Source organism: Rubeoparvulum massiliense (genome assembly GCF_001049895.1).
In the GTDB taxonomy this organism is placed as follows: Bacteria; Bacillota; Bacilli; order Rubeoparvulales; family Rubeoparvulaceae; genus Rubeoparvulum; species Rubeoparvulum massiliense.
Genome location: NZ_CVPE01000004.1, coordinates 400,175 through 418,721, shown reverse-complemented (window position 1 = coordinate 418,721; position 18,547 = coordinate 400,175). Strand labels below are relative to the sequence as shown.

General features: G+C 41.5%; 21 protein-coding genes, 2 tRNA genes and 2 pseudogenes. 18 read left to right on the top strand and 7 right to left on the bottom strand.

The genetic code is table 11. The features are described 5' to 3' along the window. The first annotated feature begins 7 nt into the window (after positions 1 to 7). From rplM to BN1691_RS04615, 3 genes and pseudogenes are all read left to right on the top strand, one after another. A complete protein-coding gene (rplM, locus tag BN1691_RS04630) occupies positions 8 to 445 on the top strand; it encodes a 50S ribosomal protein L13 (RefSeq protein WP_048601036.1) in 438 nt (145 codons plus the stop codon). 17 nt (positions 446 to 462) lie between these two features. Then, positions 463 to 855: a 30S ribosomal protein S9 gene (gene rpsI, locus BN1691_RS04625; protein ID WP_048601035.1), complete on the top strand. Its 393-nt coding sequence runs from the start codon at positions 463 to 465 to the stop codon at positions 853 to 855. Between the two features lie 673 nt (positions 856 to 1,528). Further along, a pseudogene (locus BN1691_RS04615) lies at positions 1,529 to 2,039 on the top strand (DUF3231 family protein). Positions 2,040 to 2,325: 286 nt separating this feature from the next. Here BN1691_RS04615 and BN1691_RS04610 read toward each other — a convergent pair. From BN1691_RS04610 to BN1691_RS04595, 4 genes are all read right to left on the bottom strand, one after another. Next, positions 2,326 to 3,045, bottom strand: a complete 720-nt coding sequence (locus BN1691_RS04610; RefSeq protein ID WP_048601033.1) for an ABC transporter permease — start codon at positions 3,043 to 3,045, stop codon at positions 2,326 to 2,328. After that, positions 3,045 to 3,833 (bottom strand): ABC transporter permease, encoded by a 789-nt coding sequence (locus BN1691_RS04605; protein ID WP_048601032.1) that lies wholly within the window; start codon positions 3,831 to 3,833, stop codon positions 3,045 to 3,047. The genes BN1691_RS04610 and BN1691_RS04605 overlap by 1 nt, the downstream gene beginning before the upstream one ends. After that, positions 3,817 to 4,554 (bottom strand): ABC transporter ATP-binding protein, encoded by a 738-nt coding sequence (locus BN1691_RS04600; RefSeq protein WP_048601031.1) that lies wholly within the window; start codon positions 4,552 to 4,554, stop codon positions 3,817 to 3,819. Before BN1691_RS04600 ends, BN1691_RS04605 begins: the two co-directional genes overlap by 17 nt. A 69-nt stretch (positions 4,555 to 4,623) precedes the next feature. Further along, on the bottom strand, positions 4,624 to 6,108 hold the full coding sequence (locus tag BN1691_RS04595; protein WP_076850099.1) for an ABC transporter ATP-binding protein: 1,485 nt from the start codon (positions 6,106 to 6,108) through the stop codon (positions 4,624 to 4,626). Positions 6,109 to 7,307: 1,199 nt separating this feature from the next. Here BN1691_RS04595 and BN1691_RS04590 point away from each other — a divergent pair. Next, positions 7,308 to 8,024 carry a LytR/AlgR family response regulator transcription factor gene (locus tag BN1691_RS04590; protein WP_048601030.1) on the top strand — a complete coding sequence of 239 codons (717 nt, stop codon included), beginning with the start codon at positions 7,308 to 7,310 and terminating at the stop codon, positions 8,022 to 8,024. Between the two features lie 28 nt (positions 8,025 to 8,052). Beyond that, positions 8,053 to 8,874: pseudogene (locus tag BN1691_RS14930) on the top strand (sensor histidine kinase); the annotation flags it as partial. Here the strand turns inward: BN1691_RS14930 and BN1691_RS14645 are convergent. Then, positions 8,792 to 9,382 carry a transposase gene (locus BN1691_RS14645; protein WP_261795543.1) on the bottom strand — a complete coding sequence of 197 codons (591 nt, stop codon included), beginning with the start codon at positions 9,380 to 9,382 and terminating at the stop codon, positions 8,792 to 8,794. The pseudogene BN1691_RS14930 and the gene BN1691_RS14645 overlap by 83 nt on opposite strands. A 309-nt stretch (positions 9,383 to 9,691) precedes the next feature. Between BN1691_RS14645 and BN1691_RS04580 the strand changes: the two genes are divergently transcribed. The 3 genes from BN1691_RS04580 to BN1691_RS04570 all read left to right on the top strand — a co-directional run bounded on the left by BN1691_RS04580 (position 9,692) and on the right by BN1691_RS04570 (position 12,060). Then, entirely contained in the window at positions 9,692 to 10,105 is a 414-nt protein-coding gene (locus BN1691_RS04580) for a hypothetical protein (RefSeq protein ID WP_048601028.1), read from the top strand. After that, the gene (gene cwlD, locus BN1691_RS04575) at positions 10,102 to 10,842 is read left to right on the top strand and encodes an N-acetylmuramoyl-L-alanine amidase CwlD (protein WP_076850098.1); all 741 of its coding nucleotides are present in this window, start codon (positions 10,102 to 10,104) and stop codon (positions 10,840 to 10,842) included. Before BN1691_RS04580 ends, cwlD begins: the two co-directional genes overlap by 4 nt. A gap of 108 nt (positions 10,843 to 10,950) precedes the next feature. Next, positions 10,951 to 12,060: an Mrp/NBP35 family ATP-binding protein gene (locus BN1691_RS04570; RefSeq protein WP_048601027.1), complete on the top strand. Its 1,110-nt coding sequence runs from the start codon at positions 10,951 to 10,953 to the stop codon at positions 12,058 to 12,060. A 132-nt stretch (positions 12,061 to 12,192) separates the two neighbouring features. Here BN1691_RS04570 and gerD read toward each other — a convergent pair whose 3' ends face one another. Further along, positions 12,193 to 12,798 (bottom strand): spore germination lipoprotein GerD, encoded by a 606-nt coding sequence (gene gerD, locus BN1691_RS04565; protein ID WP_053083700.1) that lies wholly within the window; start codon positions 12,796 to 12,798, stop codon positions 12,193 to 12,195. A gap of 150 nt (positions 12,799 to 12,948) precedes the next feature. Between gerD and BN1691_RS04560 the strand changes: the two genes are divergently transcribed. Further along, a complete protein-coding gene (locus BN1691_RS04560; RefSeq protein WP_048601026.1) occupies positions 12,949 to 13,593 on the top strand; it encodes a KinB-signaling pathway activation protein in 645 nt (214 codons plus the stop codon). Between the two features lie 19 nt (positions 13,594 to 13,612). On the opposite strand, the gene pdaB is transcribed toward BN1691_RS04560, so the two are convergent. Continuing rightward, a complete protein-coding gene (gene pdaB, locus BN1691_RS04555; protein ID WP_048601025.1) occupies positions 13,613 to 14,383 on the bottom strand; it encodes a polysaccharide deacetylase family sporulation protein PdaB in 771 nt (256 codons plus the stop codon). A 114-nt stretch (positions 14,384 to 14,497) separates the two neighbouring features. Between pdaB and BN1691_RS04550 the strand changes: the two genes are divergently transcribed. The 9 genes from BN1691_RS04550 to BN1691_RS04510 all read left to right on the top strand — a co-directional run bounded on the left by BN1691_RS04550 (position 14,498) and on the right by BN1691_RS04510 (position 18,361). Then, complete coding sequence (locus BN1691_RS04550; protein WP_048601024.1) at positions 14,498 to 15,109, top strand: stage II sporulation protein M; 612 nt, start codon at positions 14,498 to 14,500, stop codon at positions 15,107 to 15,109. Positions 15,110 to 15,240: 131 nt separating this feature from the next. Further along, complete coding sequence (locus tag BN1691_RS04545) at positions 15,241 to 15,672, top strand: OsmC family protein (protein ID WP_048601023.1); 432 nt, start codon at positions 15,241 to 15,243, stop codon at positions 15,670 to 15,672. A 101-nt stretch (positions 15,673 to 15,773) separates the two neighbouring features. Next, the gene (locus tag BN1691_RS04540) at positions 15,774 to 16,001 is read left to right on the top strand and encodes a hypothetical protein (RefSeq protein WP_048601022.1); all 228 of its coding nucleotides are present in this window, start codon (positions 15,774 to 15,776) and stop codon (positions 15,999 to 16,001) included. Between the two features lie 59 nt (positions 16,002 to 16,060). Continuing rightward, positions 16,061 to 16,136: transfer RNA gene (locus tag BN1691_RS04535), tRNA-Thr, on the top strand. A gap of 4 nt (positions 16,137 to 16,140) precedes the next feature. Beyond that, positions 16,141 to 16,216 (top strand) — tRNA-Ala (locus BN1691_RS04530). Positions 16,217 to 16,399: 183 nt separating this feature from the next. Further along, positions 16,400 to 16,696 (top strand): aminotransferase class I/II-fold pyridoxal phosphate-dependent enzyme, encoded by a 297-nt coding sequence (locus BN1691_RS04525; RefSeq protein ID WP_048601021.1) that lies wholly within the window; start codon positions 16,400 to 16,402, stop codon positions 16,694 to 16,696. 72 nt (positions 16,697 to 16,768) lie between these two features. Continuing rightward, positions 16,769 to 17,026, top strand: coding sequence for a beta C-S lyase family protein (locus BN1691_RS04520; protein ID WP_048601020.1), 258 nt, complete (start codon positions 16,769 to 16,771; stop codon positions 17,024 to 17,026). 118 nt (positions 17,027 to 17,144) lie between these two features. After that, complete coding sequence (gene sigW / locus BN1691_RS04515; protein ID WP_048601019.1) at positions 17,145 to 17,708, top strand: RNA polymerase sigma factor SigW; 564 nt, start codon at positions 17,145 to 17,147, stop codon at positions 17,706 to 17,708. Between the two features lie 29 nt (positions 17,709 to 17,737). Then, complete coding sequence (locus BN1691_RS04510) at positions 17,738 to 18,361, top strand: zf-HC2 domain-containing protein (RefSeq protein WP_048601018.1); 624 nt, start codon at positions 17,738 to 17,740, stop codon at positions 18,359 to 18,361. The last annotated feature ends 186 nt before the right edge of the window (positions 18,362 to 18,547 follow it).

The window sequence follows — 18,547 nt, the reverse complement described above, 5'->3', positions numbered from 1 at the left end:
GAATTGAATGCGTACCACATATATGGCCAAGCCAAATGAAGTTGAGCGCAAATGGTATGTTGTTGATGCAGCAGACCAAACTCTTGGCCGCTTAGCTTCCGAAGTTGCTTCCATTCTTCGTGGCAAATATAAGCCTACCTATACTCCCCATGTGGATACAGGTGATTTCGTAATCATTATCAATGCGAATCAAATTAAATTAACAGGTAACAAAATGAACCAAAAAGAGTATGTCCGTCACTCTGGTTTCCCAGGCGGATTAAAGGTTCTAACAGCTGCCGAAATGTTAGCCAGAAGACCTGAGCGGATGATTGAATTGGCTGTACGCGGCATGCTACCAAAAGGTACACTCGGACGTCAACAATTAACTAAGTTAAAAGTATATGCAGGTGCAGAACATCCCCATGCAGCACAAAAACCTGAAGTATGGGAACTTCGTGGATAAGATAGGAGGTTGAATCAGTGGCACAAGTACAATATATTGGAACAGGTCGTCGCAAGAGCTCCATTGCTCGTGTACGTCTCGTACCAGGTGATGGCCAGATTCTGATTAATAAACGAAGCATCGATGAATATTTCGGCTTAGAAACATTAAAAACCATCGTTAAACAACCTTTAGTTGCAACAGAAACCATCGGTCGTTACGATGTATATGTTAACGTAAATGGTGGTGGCTATACAGGCCAAGCAGGCGCTATTCGCCACGGGATCGCTCGTGCATTATTACAAGTAGATCCTGAACTACGCGCACCATTAAAACGTGCTGGTTTCCTAACCCGTGACCCACGGATGAAGGAACGTAAAAAATACGGTCTTAAAGCAGCTCGTCGTGCACCACAGTTCTCAAAACGTTAAGAACCTTGTTGTATCAAGGATTACAGCTCGCTTGGGACTCTCTCAATTGTCTCAAGCGAGCTGTTTTTACTAAAAATCACCCTTGTGACGAAAAAATGACGAGAAAAACAATAAAAAAATTTTCTACTCTTTTTGTGAGTCATCTGTTTCATCGTCATTCAAATAATTTGACAGACGTTCACTTAATTGCTCATCTGTTTTTTCAATGACATGTGTGTAGATGTCCATTGTCGTACTTATTCGTGAATGCCCTAGTCGCATTTGGATGTCCTTCATCCTTGCACCGGATGCAAACATATTTCTGTACAGTTCGAGGCTCTCTGCCCACCTGGTTTGCGACCGATGCATAAGACCTGTCTTTTACGTATGTTTCCAATCTAATATAATGAATCTCAGCCATTGCTAACATCTCCTAAATACCCTCCTTGAACGTAATGCCCAAAAGGAGTGTATGCATTTTTATAGATGTTGGCAAGCGGCTTTTTTTGTTGCATGAATTAACTGCCATTTGTTACATTTCAATAATGCCATAAACAATCAGCTTTTACCATGGTCAGTAGCCATTCCAGAAGAATGTCGTGTTCCAAATAAATCTAAATAAAGCGTAAAATAATCCCCATCTAAAAATAGGTGGGGATTATTTTACGCTTACAAAGATATTCGGACGTTCTTTATGGACTGCCTAACAAAAACGGCGAATTTGATAGCTGAAGTGAATGATGCCTTAGAATCAAAGGGGCTTTTAAGAAACCCTCCAGTAATACCGACACCAGATGGAATAGACTATATTGGTAGGCAAAGTTATCTAAACGGATTTTTTGGACAGAAAAGAACCCTTCATGGTTTAGAAATTGGCCATTTGTATGACAATATAAATAACGACGCAACCAGCAAAGCCCTACTTGTTGCCTTTAGTCAAGTAGCACAAGACCCGAGATCAAGAAAATATTTCCTACATGGAAAAAATGTACCAGAAACATATCAATATAGCAACAGAAAAACTGCATGATGATGATTTGCCTGCACCAGATTTACTGGATCATTTGGTAACTGATTCGATGAAATCCCCTTTTTCTGATAGAATGATGCTATTCCATAAAACGGAAACGTTTTCCATGAAAATTAGAACTTACACAAATGGAGCATCTCTTAACGGAAGACGGAGCGAACATTATGATAGATAATAGCTGGATGGAACAGCCCCCACAATCGTAAACGGGAGACACCTTTAAAGATGCAAATGGGAAAATTTTATTCGTTTTGTCCATTTGCATACCTGGTTCTAACCGATATATTGAAGTATTAACACAAGTTTCGCTTGGGTTACCTGCTAATTCGCTCATAGAGACCTGAATTCTGCTCGAGATAGGCTCCAATTCGCTCACAGCCCCCTCTAATCCACTCAAAAAAAAGACAAGAAACCCTACCGCAGTTTCTCGCTCTTTATTTAACTAATCCCCTCATTCCAACTCAACGCACGCCCCTCCACGCAAACAACCAACCCGCAATCCCGACCAACACCACCGCCCACAAAAGCTGAACCCCTAGGCCCAACCACTCATCCAAATAAATTCCCACTGAAGCTACGGTATAAATATTCATCACAGCAAGCGTAGGTAAATACTTTGCTAACTGAAAAACTTGTAACAACATTTGGCTTAGTCCCAAAATAAGCGGGAGCATGATCGCAATCGGTGTGATCAGCGATTTGGTGATAATGGATAATGCTGACGTAATCCAAGCTAATAGAATCCAACTAAGCATGGCAAGAGAGACACTTTCAAGTAACCGTAATCCGAAAGAATTTGTCCATTCCAAGTCATGTTGCAAGAATAAAACAATTAAACCAAGCAGACTCGAAACGATTCCTGTAAGAACAATAATTACAGTAATATTCACGAATTTCGTAAATAATAATTTTACTCTGTATGGTTGGGTAAGAAGGGTTGTTCGTAAGACAGATTGTGAATATTCTTGTCCGAAATAACTTGCGCTGGCAACAATCACTCCTAGTTGGCCTAAATAGAGGGATTGCAAGATCAGAGAAAGCATTCCCTCCTCTCCCCCTGTTATCGGTGTGCTGGATGTCAATAAGAAAAGTACGGGAACGAGATTCGCTCCAATGATCCCTAACATGCACCAGCCAAAGGAAAAGAATTTCGTTTTCTCACTACGGAGGACAGCGTACATTAATATTTCCCCCCTACATCACTACGAACAAAAGTGAAATAAGATGTTCCTAAAGCTACCATCACCCAGATCAGCAGGATCATTCCGCCCTTGAATGGGTCATGTTCAAACGGGTCTGTTGGTGTGGCAAAGAGAAGATTACCCGCTGCCACTGGGAGATACTCCGCCCATTCCCATCTTTGTGCTAAATAGTTTCCGAGATTGTAAACTTGTGGAACCAAAAAAACTAAAGGTACGAGCGCATTTCTAAAGAGCATGCCGATACCAAAAGAAAGGATTGTTAATAAAATCCAATTGAGCGTTGCAAAGAAAATATACTGCCAGGCTATCGTACTGAGATATAATGGATGTAATCCCTCTTCTCCCAAGCCAACATGCGTAATCGAAATCGTAGCCCAAATGGTTATCAATGATAGGAGCGTCGTACATACCAATAGCGCGATTACTTTCGCACCAAAAACCTGGATACGACTACTTTGACAGAGTAATGTCGTACGTAATTCATGATGCTTAAATTCACTCGCCCCGATGATTCCTCCAAAGACAACCATCGGTAATAACCCAAATAATACAGATTCCAATCCAATATAATCGAGAGGTGGTAACGCTTCAGCTAATCCCGGATGCGTTTCTGGAGTCGCGTCTAACCCCATCTGAGCATAACCTTTGGCTACGATATATGCTAGAAAAGGTTGAACAACAACAACTAACGCACAAATGACCCACCACACTCTACTTGAAGTAATCTTAATTAATTCAAATCGCACGGTTCTAGAGAAAGTTTTCATCTATTGTCTCATCTTCTTCTGTAAGCGAAAAGAACACGTCTTCCAATGATTCCAGATTCTTCATCACCTGATGAAGCCCACCCGTTGCGATGATTTTTCCATGATCAATAATCACGACATCATCTGCTACAGCTTCCACTTCCGAAAGAAGATGGGACGACAGCAAAACGGTCTTTCCCAAGTCCGCTTGCTGACGAATAAACTTTCGAAACCAGCGAATTCCTGTTGGATCCAGTCCATTCGTTGGTTCATCGAGGACAAGATATTGTGGGTTACCCAACAGTGCTGCTGTCAGCCCAAGCCGCTGCCCCTCACCCAAGGATAACGTTCCGAGCCTCGCGTTACCTTTATCCGATAACCCGACGATTTTCAATACTTCTGCTACACGACTTTTAGGAATGCCGTTACTTTGTGCGATGATTTTCAGATGGGTTTTTACCTTTCTCGAAAGATTGCCGCCTATCCCGTCAAATGCTGCTCCAACCACTTTCAATGGCGTATCAAATGTTACATAATTTCTTCCGCCAAAAGTTGCCGTGCCTGTTGAACGATCCAGTCCTAACAAAATACGGAGTGTTGAACTTTTTCCTGCACCATTTGGCCCGAGAAAAGCTGTGATTCTCCCTTGTTTCGCTTCAAAGGACACATCTTTTAAAATCTCTTTGTTTCCATGTCGCTTGTTTACATGTGAGATAACAATGTTGTTTGGCTGATTCGTCACTATATAAATCTCCTCCTAAATAAGATTAGATTAGGTAACCAATTATTAAAAACCTTTAGTCATCTATACTTAGATTGCCTTATCCAAAAACTGCTCTTTAGCTAATTCTCGATATAATGGCACTTTATCTAGTAACTCATTATGGTTACCCGAACCAACGATTCGTCCATGTTCCAGAACATAAATGATATCGGAATCAACGATGGTCGAGAGTCGATGTGCTACAATAATGACCGTTTTAGACTCTCTCAATTTATCAACAGCTTTTTTAATCGCTATTTCATTTAAGCTATCTAAATTGGATGTTAGTTCATCAAGAAGGACAATCTTTGCCTTCGATAAAAGAGAACGAGCTAATGCTAAACGTTGGCGTTCCCCACCAGATAATGTCGTACCCGATTCGCCAATTTCCATATCCAGTTTTTCAGGAGAACGATCGATTAAGTAGCTAAGGTTGACCTCTTTTAACACATCGTAACATTCTTGATCAGAGACATTAGCATTTCCTATCATAAGATTCTCTCGTAACGTCCCTGGTATAACAGGGGCATTTTGCTCCACATACGTGATGAGACTGCGAAGCTCTTCACGAGGATAACTTCGATGATCTTTTCCATCTACATAAATTCGTCCACTGTCTGGATCATAAAATCGTTCTATTAATTGTAAAATCGTACTTTTACCTGCACCAGAAGGGCCGACAATAGCTGTTCTCTTCCCATGTTCTGCATGTAAAGAAACTTCCTTCAGTATCATTTCCGCTTCTTTTTGGGCAATATCTGCTCCAAACTTTAACTTGTTATATCCAAAACTAACGTTTTCAAACACTACCATCCCTTTTTGGGCTGAAGAATGAGGTAGAGTGGTTATTCTAGTAGTCGTATCATAATCACTTTCCAAAGCAAGATCTAATACTTCCCTAATCCGTGCAAAAGCTCCAAGCGATTCTCCGATTCCGGAAAAAGTCCCAAAGATTTGTCCAACAGGTCCAATCATTATATAAAGTAGTAAAGCAAAAGCAATTAAATCTTCAATTGTCATATATCCCATCGAAACGCGATAGCCACCAAAACCAAGAACAATGAGACCACATATTTGTAAACTCATATTGGATATTGGCGTCATGAAGGACTGGATTTTTGCCAAACGTATGCCTAACTTTCGTAAGTTCTCTGCCTGCTGTTTCGCCTCTTTCTCCTCGTTAGAAGTAGCATTGGTCGAACGAATCGTTCGGATAGCATGTAAATCGCGCTCAACTAGTTCACTTAATTTTCCAAGTTCTTTTTGTACACGAAAGCTTGCCCTTTGGATAATATTACTCATAAAGAGGATTCCAATAAATGACACAACGACCGTTACTAATGCCGTTAAGAATAAAAGGATATCTTTTAAAGCTAATCCGATTGCTGCACCAACGATAATAAAAGATCCACTAGTTAATGCAATGGTTCCTTGAATAAGAGCCATTCTCATCCTCGAAGAATCACCACTCACTCTACTAAGCAAATCCCCAACACTTCGTTTATCAAATTCAAAGATTGGAAGTTTTAGCAAATGGCTGAATTTTATTCACACCTTCCCATAATGATTGTTGTTGGAAAGGGTAATATGGTAGACTACTGATCAAGTTCAATGCAACTGCTGTTTTTGATAGATTTAAATTACAATATCGCGCAATCTCCCTAGCCGAATCACTAATAATAAGCAAACGATCATTTAACATTTTCCATGATAAAGAAACGTCAAACAATGCTCCTCCTACTATACATTCATGATGGTCAGCTAGGACAAATATCCCTTTAATGATAATTTATTGAAGTAATACCGTTAATTGTGATAATTCAAATTCCTTTGTACCGTGTATCTGATCAGCAACCTTTGGATATTCAGATGGCAAACAAAATATAGTAAGGTCACCTTTGGAATACTTCACATACTCATGCTGAGAAATAAGCAACATACGTAGCGAAAATGTTTCTATAGTTACTTGAAATGGAACGTTATAAGCACTTGCTTTTGTTATTCTTTCTTCTAACGGAATAGTAAAAATGGCTCCCTCGCCTCTTTCCTCATTTCCAATATTTTCTAATCAATTTTTAGCCTCCTATAATCAAATCAATTGTTTCCAAATATGTTCTATGATACGTATAATATAAGAAGATGACAGCATATCCATTCTCTATGTGAAGCAATCGTAAGAAGCACATCGAGAATTGGGGGAGAGATTAAGCTTTCAGATGACATATAAGACCTAGTAATAGTGGCCACTGGACAACTTTGAATTGTCCAATGACCACTTTTGACTCTATAAATCCAGCAACTTTCTCAATTGTTGGTTTGGAGTACACAACGTTTTCTATTTCATTCCCCTCCTCTACCTATATATTATTTGAATCAAAATAGAAATTAATATTTCTATTTGCGTTAATAATAACGCGAATTTTTGGAAACATTTCCCTTGTGTAATAATACGTAAGTTAGATGTAACAATTGACATGTAATAATTGTACTAGTCTAATAAGTAGGGTAAAGGAACTTTTATACTAAACATTAATTCCTTGATAGCTATTTTCGAGGAAAAGTGCAGGACATGCTACATAGTAGAAATTACCTTTTGTTTTTAAGAGGTTTTATTTAATTACAATGCTAGTGTGTCTTCATGCAGAAATAATCACCTATTATCAACCCCATGACTGCTATACAAATTTTTTAGTAAAAGACACTCATTTACGATGGTCTAAAGGAGTGAAAAAATGGTAATAAAAGTTGCTATTTGCGATGATGTTCCTATAACCGCAAAAGAAATTGAAAAGTTATTGTTAGAATATGACTCCTCCTTATTTGAAATGGATATATTCTATAATCCTCTTCGATTAATTGAATCCCTAGAGGAAAATACATATGATATGTTTATTTTAGATATGGAGTTTCCCAATCTATCAGGTTTAGAGATTGCCGAGGCCATTAGGGGGAATAACTATACTTCTCCGATTATCTTTATTACAAGTTTCAAAGAATATATGGAAAAAGCTTTTAAAGTGAATACGTTTGATTATATTTTAAAGCCAGTAACAAAAAGTAAATTACATGCTGCCTTGAATCGCGCAATCAAATATTTAGATTTAAATGAATCGAAATTTACGTTTACATTTAACAAAGTTTTTTACAGTCTTCCTTTTAGTGACATTATTTACTTTGAAAAAAATAAACGGAAAGCATTTATTCATACACCTTCTGATACATATGAAACGATTCTTCACACCAAAGCCCTTTTATCCAAAGTGAATGATAACTTTGTACAGGTTCACACCTCGTTTGTTGTTAATGTTAGATATATAAAACAAGTTAGAAATAATACCGTTACGATGAAAGTAAACGATAAACAAACAGTTGACATACCAATAAGCCGGAAATTTAAAGATCATGCGAATAAACAACTTTTGATGAAGTTACGAGACTTCATCTATTGAATGGATATGAGTGGCTGGAGGGAAAGATATGGCTTTCATACTAATGGTTGTAGTTATTTTGATCATTACCCTTCTTCAAAAATTTAAATTAAAGCTACCTATCCATGTTTTTTTCGTCATGGTCATTTTTTCTATACCATTGATTTCGGTATTTCTGTTAAGTACTGCTGTCGTGTCGGAAATTTATGTGGTGAATAACCCCAATTTTATTTTTATATGTATAGCTGCATTTATTATTTATATGAATCTTTGCATCCTATATCTTTATATAACCCTTGGAAATTATTATAAACAACTTGAAAAAACGACAACACAAAAGAAAGTATTGGAAGCCGAATTGAAATACCTCCAACAACTGAAGGATTCACAATCTAAACTCTATTCCATGAAGCACGACCTAAAAAATCAATACGTTGTTCTACTTGGGATGTTAAGTCAACACGATATTACTGGCGCTAAATCATATCTTCAAGGTTCCATCCAGAAAATCGAAGACAGTGATTATTTTTTTACAAATAACTTTGTCTTAAATTATTTTCTGAATGAAAAAGTATCGACTGCTAAAAGCAATGGAGTAACGGTAAGCGTTCAATCTTTCCTCCCAGAAGAGCTTCATTTGGATACGGACATTTTGGTAGTGGTACTAGGAAATTTAATCGATAATTCGTTAGAGGCGGTCTTACGTTTGTCTCATTTTAAAGAAAAAGAGATTTCACTCCTCATCAAACAATTTGATCATAACCTGCTTATTGAAATTTCAAATGTATTTAATAGGGAGGAGCTTCATACGCGAAAGCATCGACAAACCGAGGGAATCGGAATAAAAAATGTGAAACGAATCGTTGAAGAGCATGGTGGAATTTATAATCAATGGTTCGAAGATAATCGGTATGTTGTGAGTATACTTTTGTTGGATGTGTATGGGGAAGAGGAGTAGGAAGGGTTGCCTGAATCCTTTCTTTCAATTTCTCTTCAAATCGCAGCGTCGATTTTTTCCACACAAAGGAATACTTGTTGGGATTGGCTTCGATCTTGGTGCCATCCAGAAAATAATGCTCCATTGTGATGTAGTTGTCCGCGATGAGCTTTCGGATCATCGTTTCAAATAGTTCATCCATGAACGCCTTCATCCGTTGACCACGGAAGTCATTCAGCGTACGAAAATCGGGTTGTTGCATGGCGGCTAGCCACATGGCTGGGATATTTTCTTGCAGCAGCTTTTCGATGCCACGACAGGAATAGACTTTTTGTGAGTAGCCGTAAAGGATCACCTTCAGCATCATTTTGGGGTGGTAGGCGCGATGACCTCCACCTGTATAATGAACAAACAACTGCTCGTCTGGGATGGCTTCAATCATCTCATCAATGACACGAGCCACATGGTGAGCAGGGATCAACGATTCCAGATCCAATATCATGTGCATGGTATACTGTTCCGTAGTAGTCGTTAGATTACGCATAAAAACCGTTCCTTTCTTAAAATGGTGGTCTGGTAACTTTCATTTTATAGGAAGAGACGGTTTTTTTGCGTACATTTTTAACATTCAACAAAAATGGGGCGTCCAGACGTCAGCTTTCACTGACTTTCTGGGCAGCCCCTTTTTTGCATAAAAATAGGTAATTAGAGCCACAATGAGAGAAAGAATTGGGAAAAGCAGGTGAGACTTGTGGCGAAGGTGAAATGGTTATCTCAGTACCGTCAACGGAAGAAGGAGGAGACAAAGCTCCGCATCATCGATGGGATTCGTTGGTATGAAGTGGAGGAGTATCTTCAGCAGATGGTGAAGCCATCCACCCATCACTTACCAATGTGGAAACAGGAGCGGGTGGAACAATGTATACTAGATACCATATGGGAAGCATTCTATTATGGTGTATATAACGAAGAACCGCTACATGAAACCATGAGCGAACTATGTGCGAAGCATGATCTGTTTTACTTGTTTGATGATCTCTATGTTTATTCCCTCACGATTCTCATGGATGATTGTTGGACTCGCTGGTATGATAAAGGGAAAGCATATGGGAGCAGGCAACGCAAATTACGCCTCTTGGAATCGAAGAAAGGAGGTCAACGATGAGGAAAAGAAAACTGTTCTTGTTTGGATTAGCCATTCTCCTCTTCATTGCACTGCCCTGGGGAATCGAGCGGATGGTGAATGCCAACCAGGGTCCTTTATCAGGCTATATCATTGTCCTTGATGCTGGCCATGGTGGAGTCGATGGAGGGGCTGTTAGTAAAGATGGTCTGGTAGAGAAGGAGATCAATTTGGCCATTACACGCTATCTTCAAGATTATCTTCAACAGAGTGGCTCTCTTGTCTATTTAACAAGAGAAGGTGATTACGACTTAGCAGACGAAGCGGAGAAGAGTCTGAACAAGCGGAAGCGTCAGGATCTTTCAAGAAGAGCGCAGATCGTGGAAGATGTCGATGCCGATCTACTAGTTACCATTCATCTCAATGCCATGAAGTCAGGAAAGTGGCGAGGTGCCCAGACTTTTTATTATGATGGTCAGGATGATAGCAAAAAATTGGCAGAGCATATTCAGAGGCAGCTGATTGCTCATTTGCAGAACACAACACGTACCGTGAATAAGAGTGGGGAGATCTATCTTTTACGTACCAGTGAGCGACCTGCTGTCCTTGTGGAAGCGGGCTTTATCTCCAATCCAGAAGAGGCACAGCTATTAAAGGAATCAGGCTATCAAAAGAAGATCGCCTTTGCCATTTATGAAGGAATTATCGCTTATTTAATAGAGCCTCCTGAGGGTGAGCTTGAGGATGCGACTCCAACCAGTGAGCATCAAGGGTCGTAAGCTGAGAAGAAGTGTCCTCTAAGACATGTCATTGTCACATTTATCTACTAAATGTATGGTATAATCTTACCAGGTACATGATATGGAAAAACAAGTGAGGTGTTGACAGTGCTGAATAGAGAAGAAGTACTTGAGGCGATTAAGGATGTTCAGGATCCTGAGATTCGTAAGAGCCTCGTCGAATTAGGAATGATTCGAGATGTTCAAATAGAAGGCACCAATGTGAGCCTAGAAGTGGTATTAACTGTTCCAGGTTGCCCACTAAAAGCGAAGATGCAGGACGATATTGAGGCAGCGTTGAAGCCCCTTGGTGTTACCCATGTTGACATTCGCTTTGGTGCAATGAATGAGGAGGAGCGAGCACGTTTATCTGCCCAGCTTCAAGCAGAGCGGCAGGGTGGTGGGCAGGCTCCTCAGGCTGGTGCCAATACAGCAGAGGGACCCCTATCTCCACTACTAGCTCCAGGCTCTAAGACCAAATTTATTGCCGTGGCTAGTGGTAAGGGTGGGGTTGGTAAATCAACGGTGACTGTCAATTTAGCTACTGCCTTAGCGCGTGCAGGCAAAAAAGTAGGGATCATCGATGCTGATATCTATGGCTTTAGTGTGCCTGATATGATGGGCATCTCTCAACGCCCTGTCGTCATCGATCAAACCATTCTTCCAGTAGAACGTCACGGCGTACAAGTCATGTCCATGGGCTTTTTCATTGCAGACAATTCACCTGTTGTGTGGCGTGGTCCATTGCTAGGTAAGATGATTCGTTCCTTCTTCTCCGATGTTCATTGGGATGATCTGGACTACATGCTACTCGACTTACCTCCTGGTACAGGTGACGTGGCCTTGGATGTACACCAAATTATTCCTCACTCCAGTGAGATCATTGTTACAACACCTCATGCCACAGCAGCTTATGTAGCAGTACGTGCAGGCGTGATGGCACGGAAAACAAAGCATGATATTCTCGGTGTAGTAGAAAACATGTCCTATCTAGAATGCGGTCATTGCGGTGAGAAGCAGTATGTATTTGGCCGTGGCGGTGGCGCAACCCTTGCTCGTGAGCTTGGTGTTGATCTACTTGCATCCATTCCTCTTGGTCTTCCTGATTTCAATGTGGTGGATCCTGAAGATTCTCCATCCATTTATAAAGCTGATTCTCCAACAGGAAAGTTATACCTAGAGTTGGCTGAAAAAGTGATTCATAAGCTTGAAAAGTAAGGAAACGCTCGAAAAATAAGCAATAGGATGTTCAACTGGCATCATAACATTAGGAATAAAGCAGAGAGGGTAAGAATCAACGCATTCGTTGAATCTTACCCTCTCTGCTTAAATTTCATGAGGATTGGCAGTTTAACTGCCACCCCTACCGCCACTTGAACCACCGCCAGAGGATCCGCCACCACCTTGTTGTTCAGGCTTACTCAACTCTTCTTGGGCTTTTTTCATCAGTTCTAGGAGTTCAGCTCGAAAAAGTGGACTTTGGAGGGATTCTTTCAGCACTGTCATCAATTGCTGACGGTAGGCTGGGGTCTTGGTTAGATCAATGAGATGTTTTTCAAATTCCGGGTCCTTCATGGTATCTTGCACCATCATCTGGTATTCCGGATCTTTCATTAAGTCCTTGAGTAAGGTTTTATTCTCTTTTTTAAAGGCTTTACCTAAGGCTTCAGCAAATTTGGGGTCTTTCATTGTCTTACTAAATTGCTCTTGGTTCTTCGGAGAGATTAAGGTTTCTTCAATGGTTTTTTTCATTGTCTCTTCATCGAGCAGAATTTTCTGCTTCATTTCTGGCTCAGTCATGATTTTTTGAATCGCTTTTTTCCCCTCCTCTGTTTGAAGGACATCCACTACCATCTGTTTAATTGCTTTATAATCCATCTGAGTATGTTCAGCGGATGCGCATCCTGAGACGAGGAAGAGAAGGAAGAGGCCAACTGTCGCAATGCATCGTTTCATACCATTCCTCCTTGACATATTACAGCCAAGCTTATTCTGCTTATACTATGCCAAAATATTGTTCGAATTATGCTTATCGCTGGTCATTTTCCCTGATGGTTGATACAATCAAACCAGATAAAGATATGCATGAATAAAGGAGGGTACGTCTTGACATTACGCAAGTGGTTCTCATTCTATCTAAGTACATTATTAGTAGGTGCATTGGCCTCCTTCGTTACAGGAGCTTTGCTATTATGGCGTGATACCAATGTATTTCAGACCGGGGGAGTTGATCTTGCCTATGGATTGTTTACCTTCACCTACATGGGATTAATCTATGCTACACTGAGCCACATGGGCTTTTTCGCATACTTGACCGTTCATTACTTTGCCATCGGACTCTTTCGCAGCATCAAGCTACTAGCCGGGGTTCAGGTGGTCATCATTCTTTTTACCATCTTTGATTTAATCTACTTTCGTATGACCATTTTCTCCTTCTCCTTCGAAGAGACCTTACCATTGGTTATTGCATTGCTCTTTTTCGGCTTGATCATCGCATATCTTAAGACGCGAGAGACCAATATGGCTAATTTTTTCTCCACACTTTTTGTGATGGTTGTCATTACTGCCGTTGAACTGGTACCAGCAATGCAGATTGCACCCACTCAACAGGGGGTGGTTACGCAATCCGTGGTGGCTATGCTGATTCCTTTATTAGCCACCAATGCATGGCAAGTGATGAGGCTGCATCGTATTCTCCCTCGAAAAAGCCATGAAGAACAGCCACCAGTCCAGATGATTAAACAGAGCTAAGCATGATTGTGGTGATTCCTTATTTGCTTTGTGTCGGGGTAGGTGATTCTGTTTTCACCCCTTCGATGAGGGAGGAGACGGTGATGAACTGGTAGCCTTGCTGCCGAAGCTGATCGATGATACTGGACAGTGCTTGAGCCGTTTGTTTCGCAGTATCACTGGCATGGAAGAGAATAATATCACCAGGATGAGTGTTCTGTAGAACATTCTGGGTGATCTGATCAACGCCAGGATTTAGCCAGTCCTGGGAATCGGTACCCCACTGGATCACCGTATACTGTAGATCGCCTGCGATCTTTAATACACGCTTATCAAAGTCGCCATCAGGCAGCCGAAGGACACGGGGCTCCTGCCCGGACACCTCCTTAAGGATGCGATGGGCCTTTCTTAGTTCATTCCGAATTTCATCAGGCTCTAAACGGGAATACTTTACATGACGATAGCCATGGGAACCGATCTCATAGCCAGCATCAACGATTCGCTTCACAATCTCAGGATGGGCATTGGCCCATGGTGCGGAGAGAAAGAAGGTGGCCTGCTTCACTTCCTTCTCCTGTAGAACATCAAGGATATTGGAAGCTCGTTCTTCTCCCCAGCTAATGTCAAAGGTGAGCGCGATGATTTTTTCCTTCGTATCCACCTTATAGATAGCCTGTGGATTCTCTTCATTGGAGAAGACATGGATGGCTTCTCGCTCTAACATGGTTACACCCAGTGCAAAGATGAGGGCGACTAGGATCACCAAGGTTTGTTTAATACGTTTTACATGAATTACCCAAAAGAGATTCAATGGGATTCACCTCCATTAGCGGTTCTTGTCCACTATCAATCTATGGACAACGGAACCAAGATATGACATGTACGTAAAATAATTTGTTTGTCAGAGAAAGGAAGGAGGGGGAAGATGGGGAGATGGCTTCAATCCATACGCCACTATAAGCGTCAATTCTGGCTCGCTGCAGCTCTATTAACTACAGCAGCCTTTATCGGCTATTTTTCCTACGAATGGCTGATTACGACCTATGAAGATCAATTCAAGCAGCTCATTCAACCAGTAGAAGAAGCGGCCAATAAGATTAAGGAAGAGCCTACCTTTATGAAGGCCTTTACCACGATCTTCATGAATAACCTGCTAGCTAGTGCATTTATTATTGGTTCGGGCATCTTGTTCGGTATCATTCCGCTTGTTAGCATGGTTTCCAATGGCTTGATACTAGGGATTGTTTTGAAAACAGGTGCTCTGGCAGGCTATCATCCAGTCGATGTCTTCATTACAAGTATCTTGCCCCATGGGATCTTTGAATTGACTGCGGTCTTCTTGGCTGCTGCTCTAGGTATGCATCTAGGCTGGCTGATTATTCAGACCATCGCCATTCTTTGGCGGAAGCAGGGTCAGCGTGTAAAGCTTGCTTATCTGCAATACTTTGCTGATTTACCCCGTGTTTTTATTGTGATCATCGCCTTACTTTTTGTCGCTGCGATGATCGAGTCCTCTCTATTTATTAATGCGATCTAGCCATAATTAATATCTAGGAGAAGATCACGATACCCTATGGGGTAATTTTGAGGTAAAATAGAGGGTGTATCAGTGAGATATGCCAGTGAGGAGATTATAATGAAAAGGTAAACTAAAGGAGGTACGAAAAAATGGACGCAACGATCACCTGGAAAGGGCAAATGGCTTTTGAAAGCGAAGTGCCCAGTGGACAGAAAGTGATGATGGATAGCAAGCCAGAGTTCGGTGGGCAAAATCTTGGTGCAAGCCCCATGGAGCTAGTGCTCAGTGGTGTTGGAGGCTGTACTGGCATCGATATCGTACAGGTTCTAACGAAGATGCGCTTGAACATCGAACACTTTGATATGGAAGTGAAGGCGGAGCGGGCAGAAGAGCATCCGAAGCGTTTTACTAAAATTCATATTCATTATCGCTTACAGGGTGCGGATCTACCCATCGAGAAGGTACAACGTGCTGTAGACCTCTCCCGCGATAAATACTGCTCAGTGGCCCATTCCTTGAATGCAGAACTGACCACCTCCTTCGAAGTAAATGGTGTAGTCGTAGGAGAACGTAACCTGTAGCATATTGCTGCAGGTTTTTTTCTCCAGCCCACCTACATAATCATGGAAGGAACTGCCTAAACTAGAAGAGGAGAGTTCCTGTAGGGAAAGGGTGGGGTTCAATGCAAGGCTTTCTATTCACAAAGCAGGAATGCTGTGAGCTAAGCTTCTTAATCCGCGCAGAGTTAGATGAATTACTCTTTGATTTACAGGATCCATATCTCAGCATGGAGCAGGTGAATCAGGTGGAGAATCGCTATCGTCGCTTGTTTCAGATCCTGACACGTTTTGCCGATCAAGAAGAGATCATACCATATTTACGTAACTTCAAAACTAAAAAAATGGATTGACAACTTTCAGCCCTCTATGTACAATAATACATGTCGTTGTTTTTAGAAATATCGAACATGCTCCCATAGCTCAGTAGGTAGAGCGCTTCCATGGTAAGGAAGAGGTCACCAGTTCGAGTCTGGTTGGGAGCTCCATGATGGGGCTATAGCTCAGCTGGGAGAGCGCCTGCCTTGCAAGCAGGAGGTCAGCGGTTCGATCCCGCTTAGCTCCACCATCTTTACACAAATATTTCGTTCAATAATGCGTTCTGGTCAGCCGATCAGGACGTTTTCTCATTTTACACAGTATCTTTTTATATCGGTATTTTTCTTTGTCAGAAAACGAAGAAACAGGACTTTTCTTCATCCTCAGCGAATAGTTCTGCATAAGGATAACGCTGAGGAGGAAGCGGGAGGAATTGCAGCAGCTAGTGGATCTCTGCCTACGGTATAGAGTGACACTTGTCTCCGATGAAGTCCATGCTGATCTTGTGTATGCACCTCATCAACATACGGTTACTGCTACAATAGGATCAGAAATTGCGCAACAAAGCATCACCTTCTTTGCACCGAGCAAAACCTTTAATATAGAGGGCTTACAAACAGCCTATGCTGTCATTCCTAATCCAGAGCTACGGGAGAAGTTTATCGCTGCTCGGCGTGGGATGCAGGGGGGTAATCTTTTTGGATATGTAGCCACGGAAGCTGCGTATTGAGAGGGTGAAGCATATCTAACCTCATTACTCCAATATTTACAAGGAAATCGAGATTTCCTATATAAAGAGCTCATGCAACGTTTTCCTCAGATGAAGCCCATATTACCGGAAGCTACATATTTAATGTGGGTAGATTTTTCACAGCTGGGTATGAATAGTGAGGAGCTACGACACTGGTTGGTGCATTGCGCAGGTCTAGGTTTTAATGATGGTCCTTCCTTTGGTACAGGGGGGACAGGATTTCAACGGGTTAATTTTGGTACGCCCCGTTCTTTTATTATGGAGGCCATAGAGCGTCTTGATACAGCCATTACAGAACTCAAGATCTAAGAGTTGTTAGTATAGAGGCAAGTATAGGATTGTCATATGGCGGCAGTTTCTTTTTTGAAACAAAATCATCAATCATTCGTATAGGAAGATGAATGAAACCTGAAATGGTGGGTCATCAATGGAATATCTGGAGAAACAACTCATACAGTCGGCGAAAGATGGGGATCAAGTAGCATTTAAAGAATTAGTTGAGATCTATAAGGATAAGGTCTTTCAACTAGCCTACCGAATGCTTAATAATCGTCATGACGCAGAGGATATCGGGCAAGAGACCTTCTTGCGGGTCTATGCTAACCTCTCGCGCTACGATGGAGAGCATAAGGTTTCAACTTGGATCTATCGGATCGCTACCAACTTATGTATCGATCGTCTTCGTAAAAAGAAGCCTAGTGTTCACTTGGACGCTTCACAGGGAGAAGAGGGATTGGATTGGTACTCTCGCCTCGTCTCCAATGAGCGTACACCTGAACAGCAAACGCTAACGACGGAATTACAAGGGATGGTCCAAGAGGCGATCTCGCAGCTGCCCGATAAGTATCGGATGGTGATTATTCTGCGTTATATTGATGATCTCTCTTTGCAGGAGATCAGTGATGTGCTAAACTTACCAGTCTCCACAATCAAAACACGAATTCACCGTGGGCGCGAAGCTTTACGGAAGAAGTTAAGGGTGGTTCTGTAGGGTGTCTAAAAAAGAAAGGAAGGGTGAAGATGTTAACCTGTGAACAAGTCCATAGAATGATGCACCAATATCTTGATGGAGACTTGCCTGAAGCAGAACAGGTCTTGTTACGTCGGCACCTGCAAACTTGTACAACATGTGAGGCTCACCTACGGCAGTTGGAGAAAACCATCGCCCTTGTACGAAGTATACCTCAGCCCCGAGTTAGTGAAGACTTCACGGAGCGGCTGATGCAGCAGTTACCTCAACCAAAACGAAAGAGAAATTGGCAAAGCCGTTTTAAACAGCATCCCATCCTTGCGGCAGCAGCGATTTTCTTTCTCCTAATGGCAGGAAGTACATTTGGCACCTGGTATGAACGGGATCCACAATTCCAGGTAACTACGGACAATATGGCCAACCTAGAGCTTTTAGAGGTGGACAAAGAGAACCATATTATCCGGATACCCGCTGGTACAAAACTAAATGGCAATATCCTAGTACAGAATGGAACAGTAGAAGTTGAGGGAGAAGTTGCAGGGGATGTGGTTGTCATCGATGGGAAGATGGTGCTTGCCTCTACAGCCTCCATTACAGGGAATGCAGAGCAGATTGATCAGATTTTTGAATGGGTTTGGTATCATATGAAGAATACTTGGAAAAAGGTGTTCTAATTGTGATTAAGCAGTTTGGATGAAGGGGTCCTTAAGCGGACTCCTTTTTTGATTGTCGGTATTCAGAGTTGGTAGGATTGTGTCAATCAGGTAAGAGAATTTATTCCCATCCTAGTTAATGGTTATGCTACAATGAGTGTAATCTCTAGAATGAGAAAGAATAAGAAAGTAGAAGCAGAGTTGGAG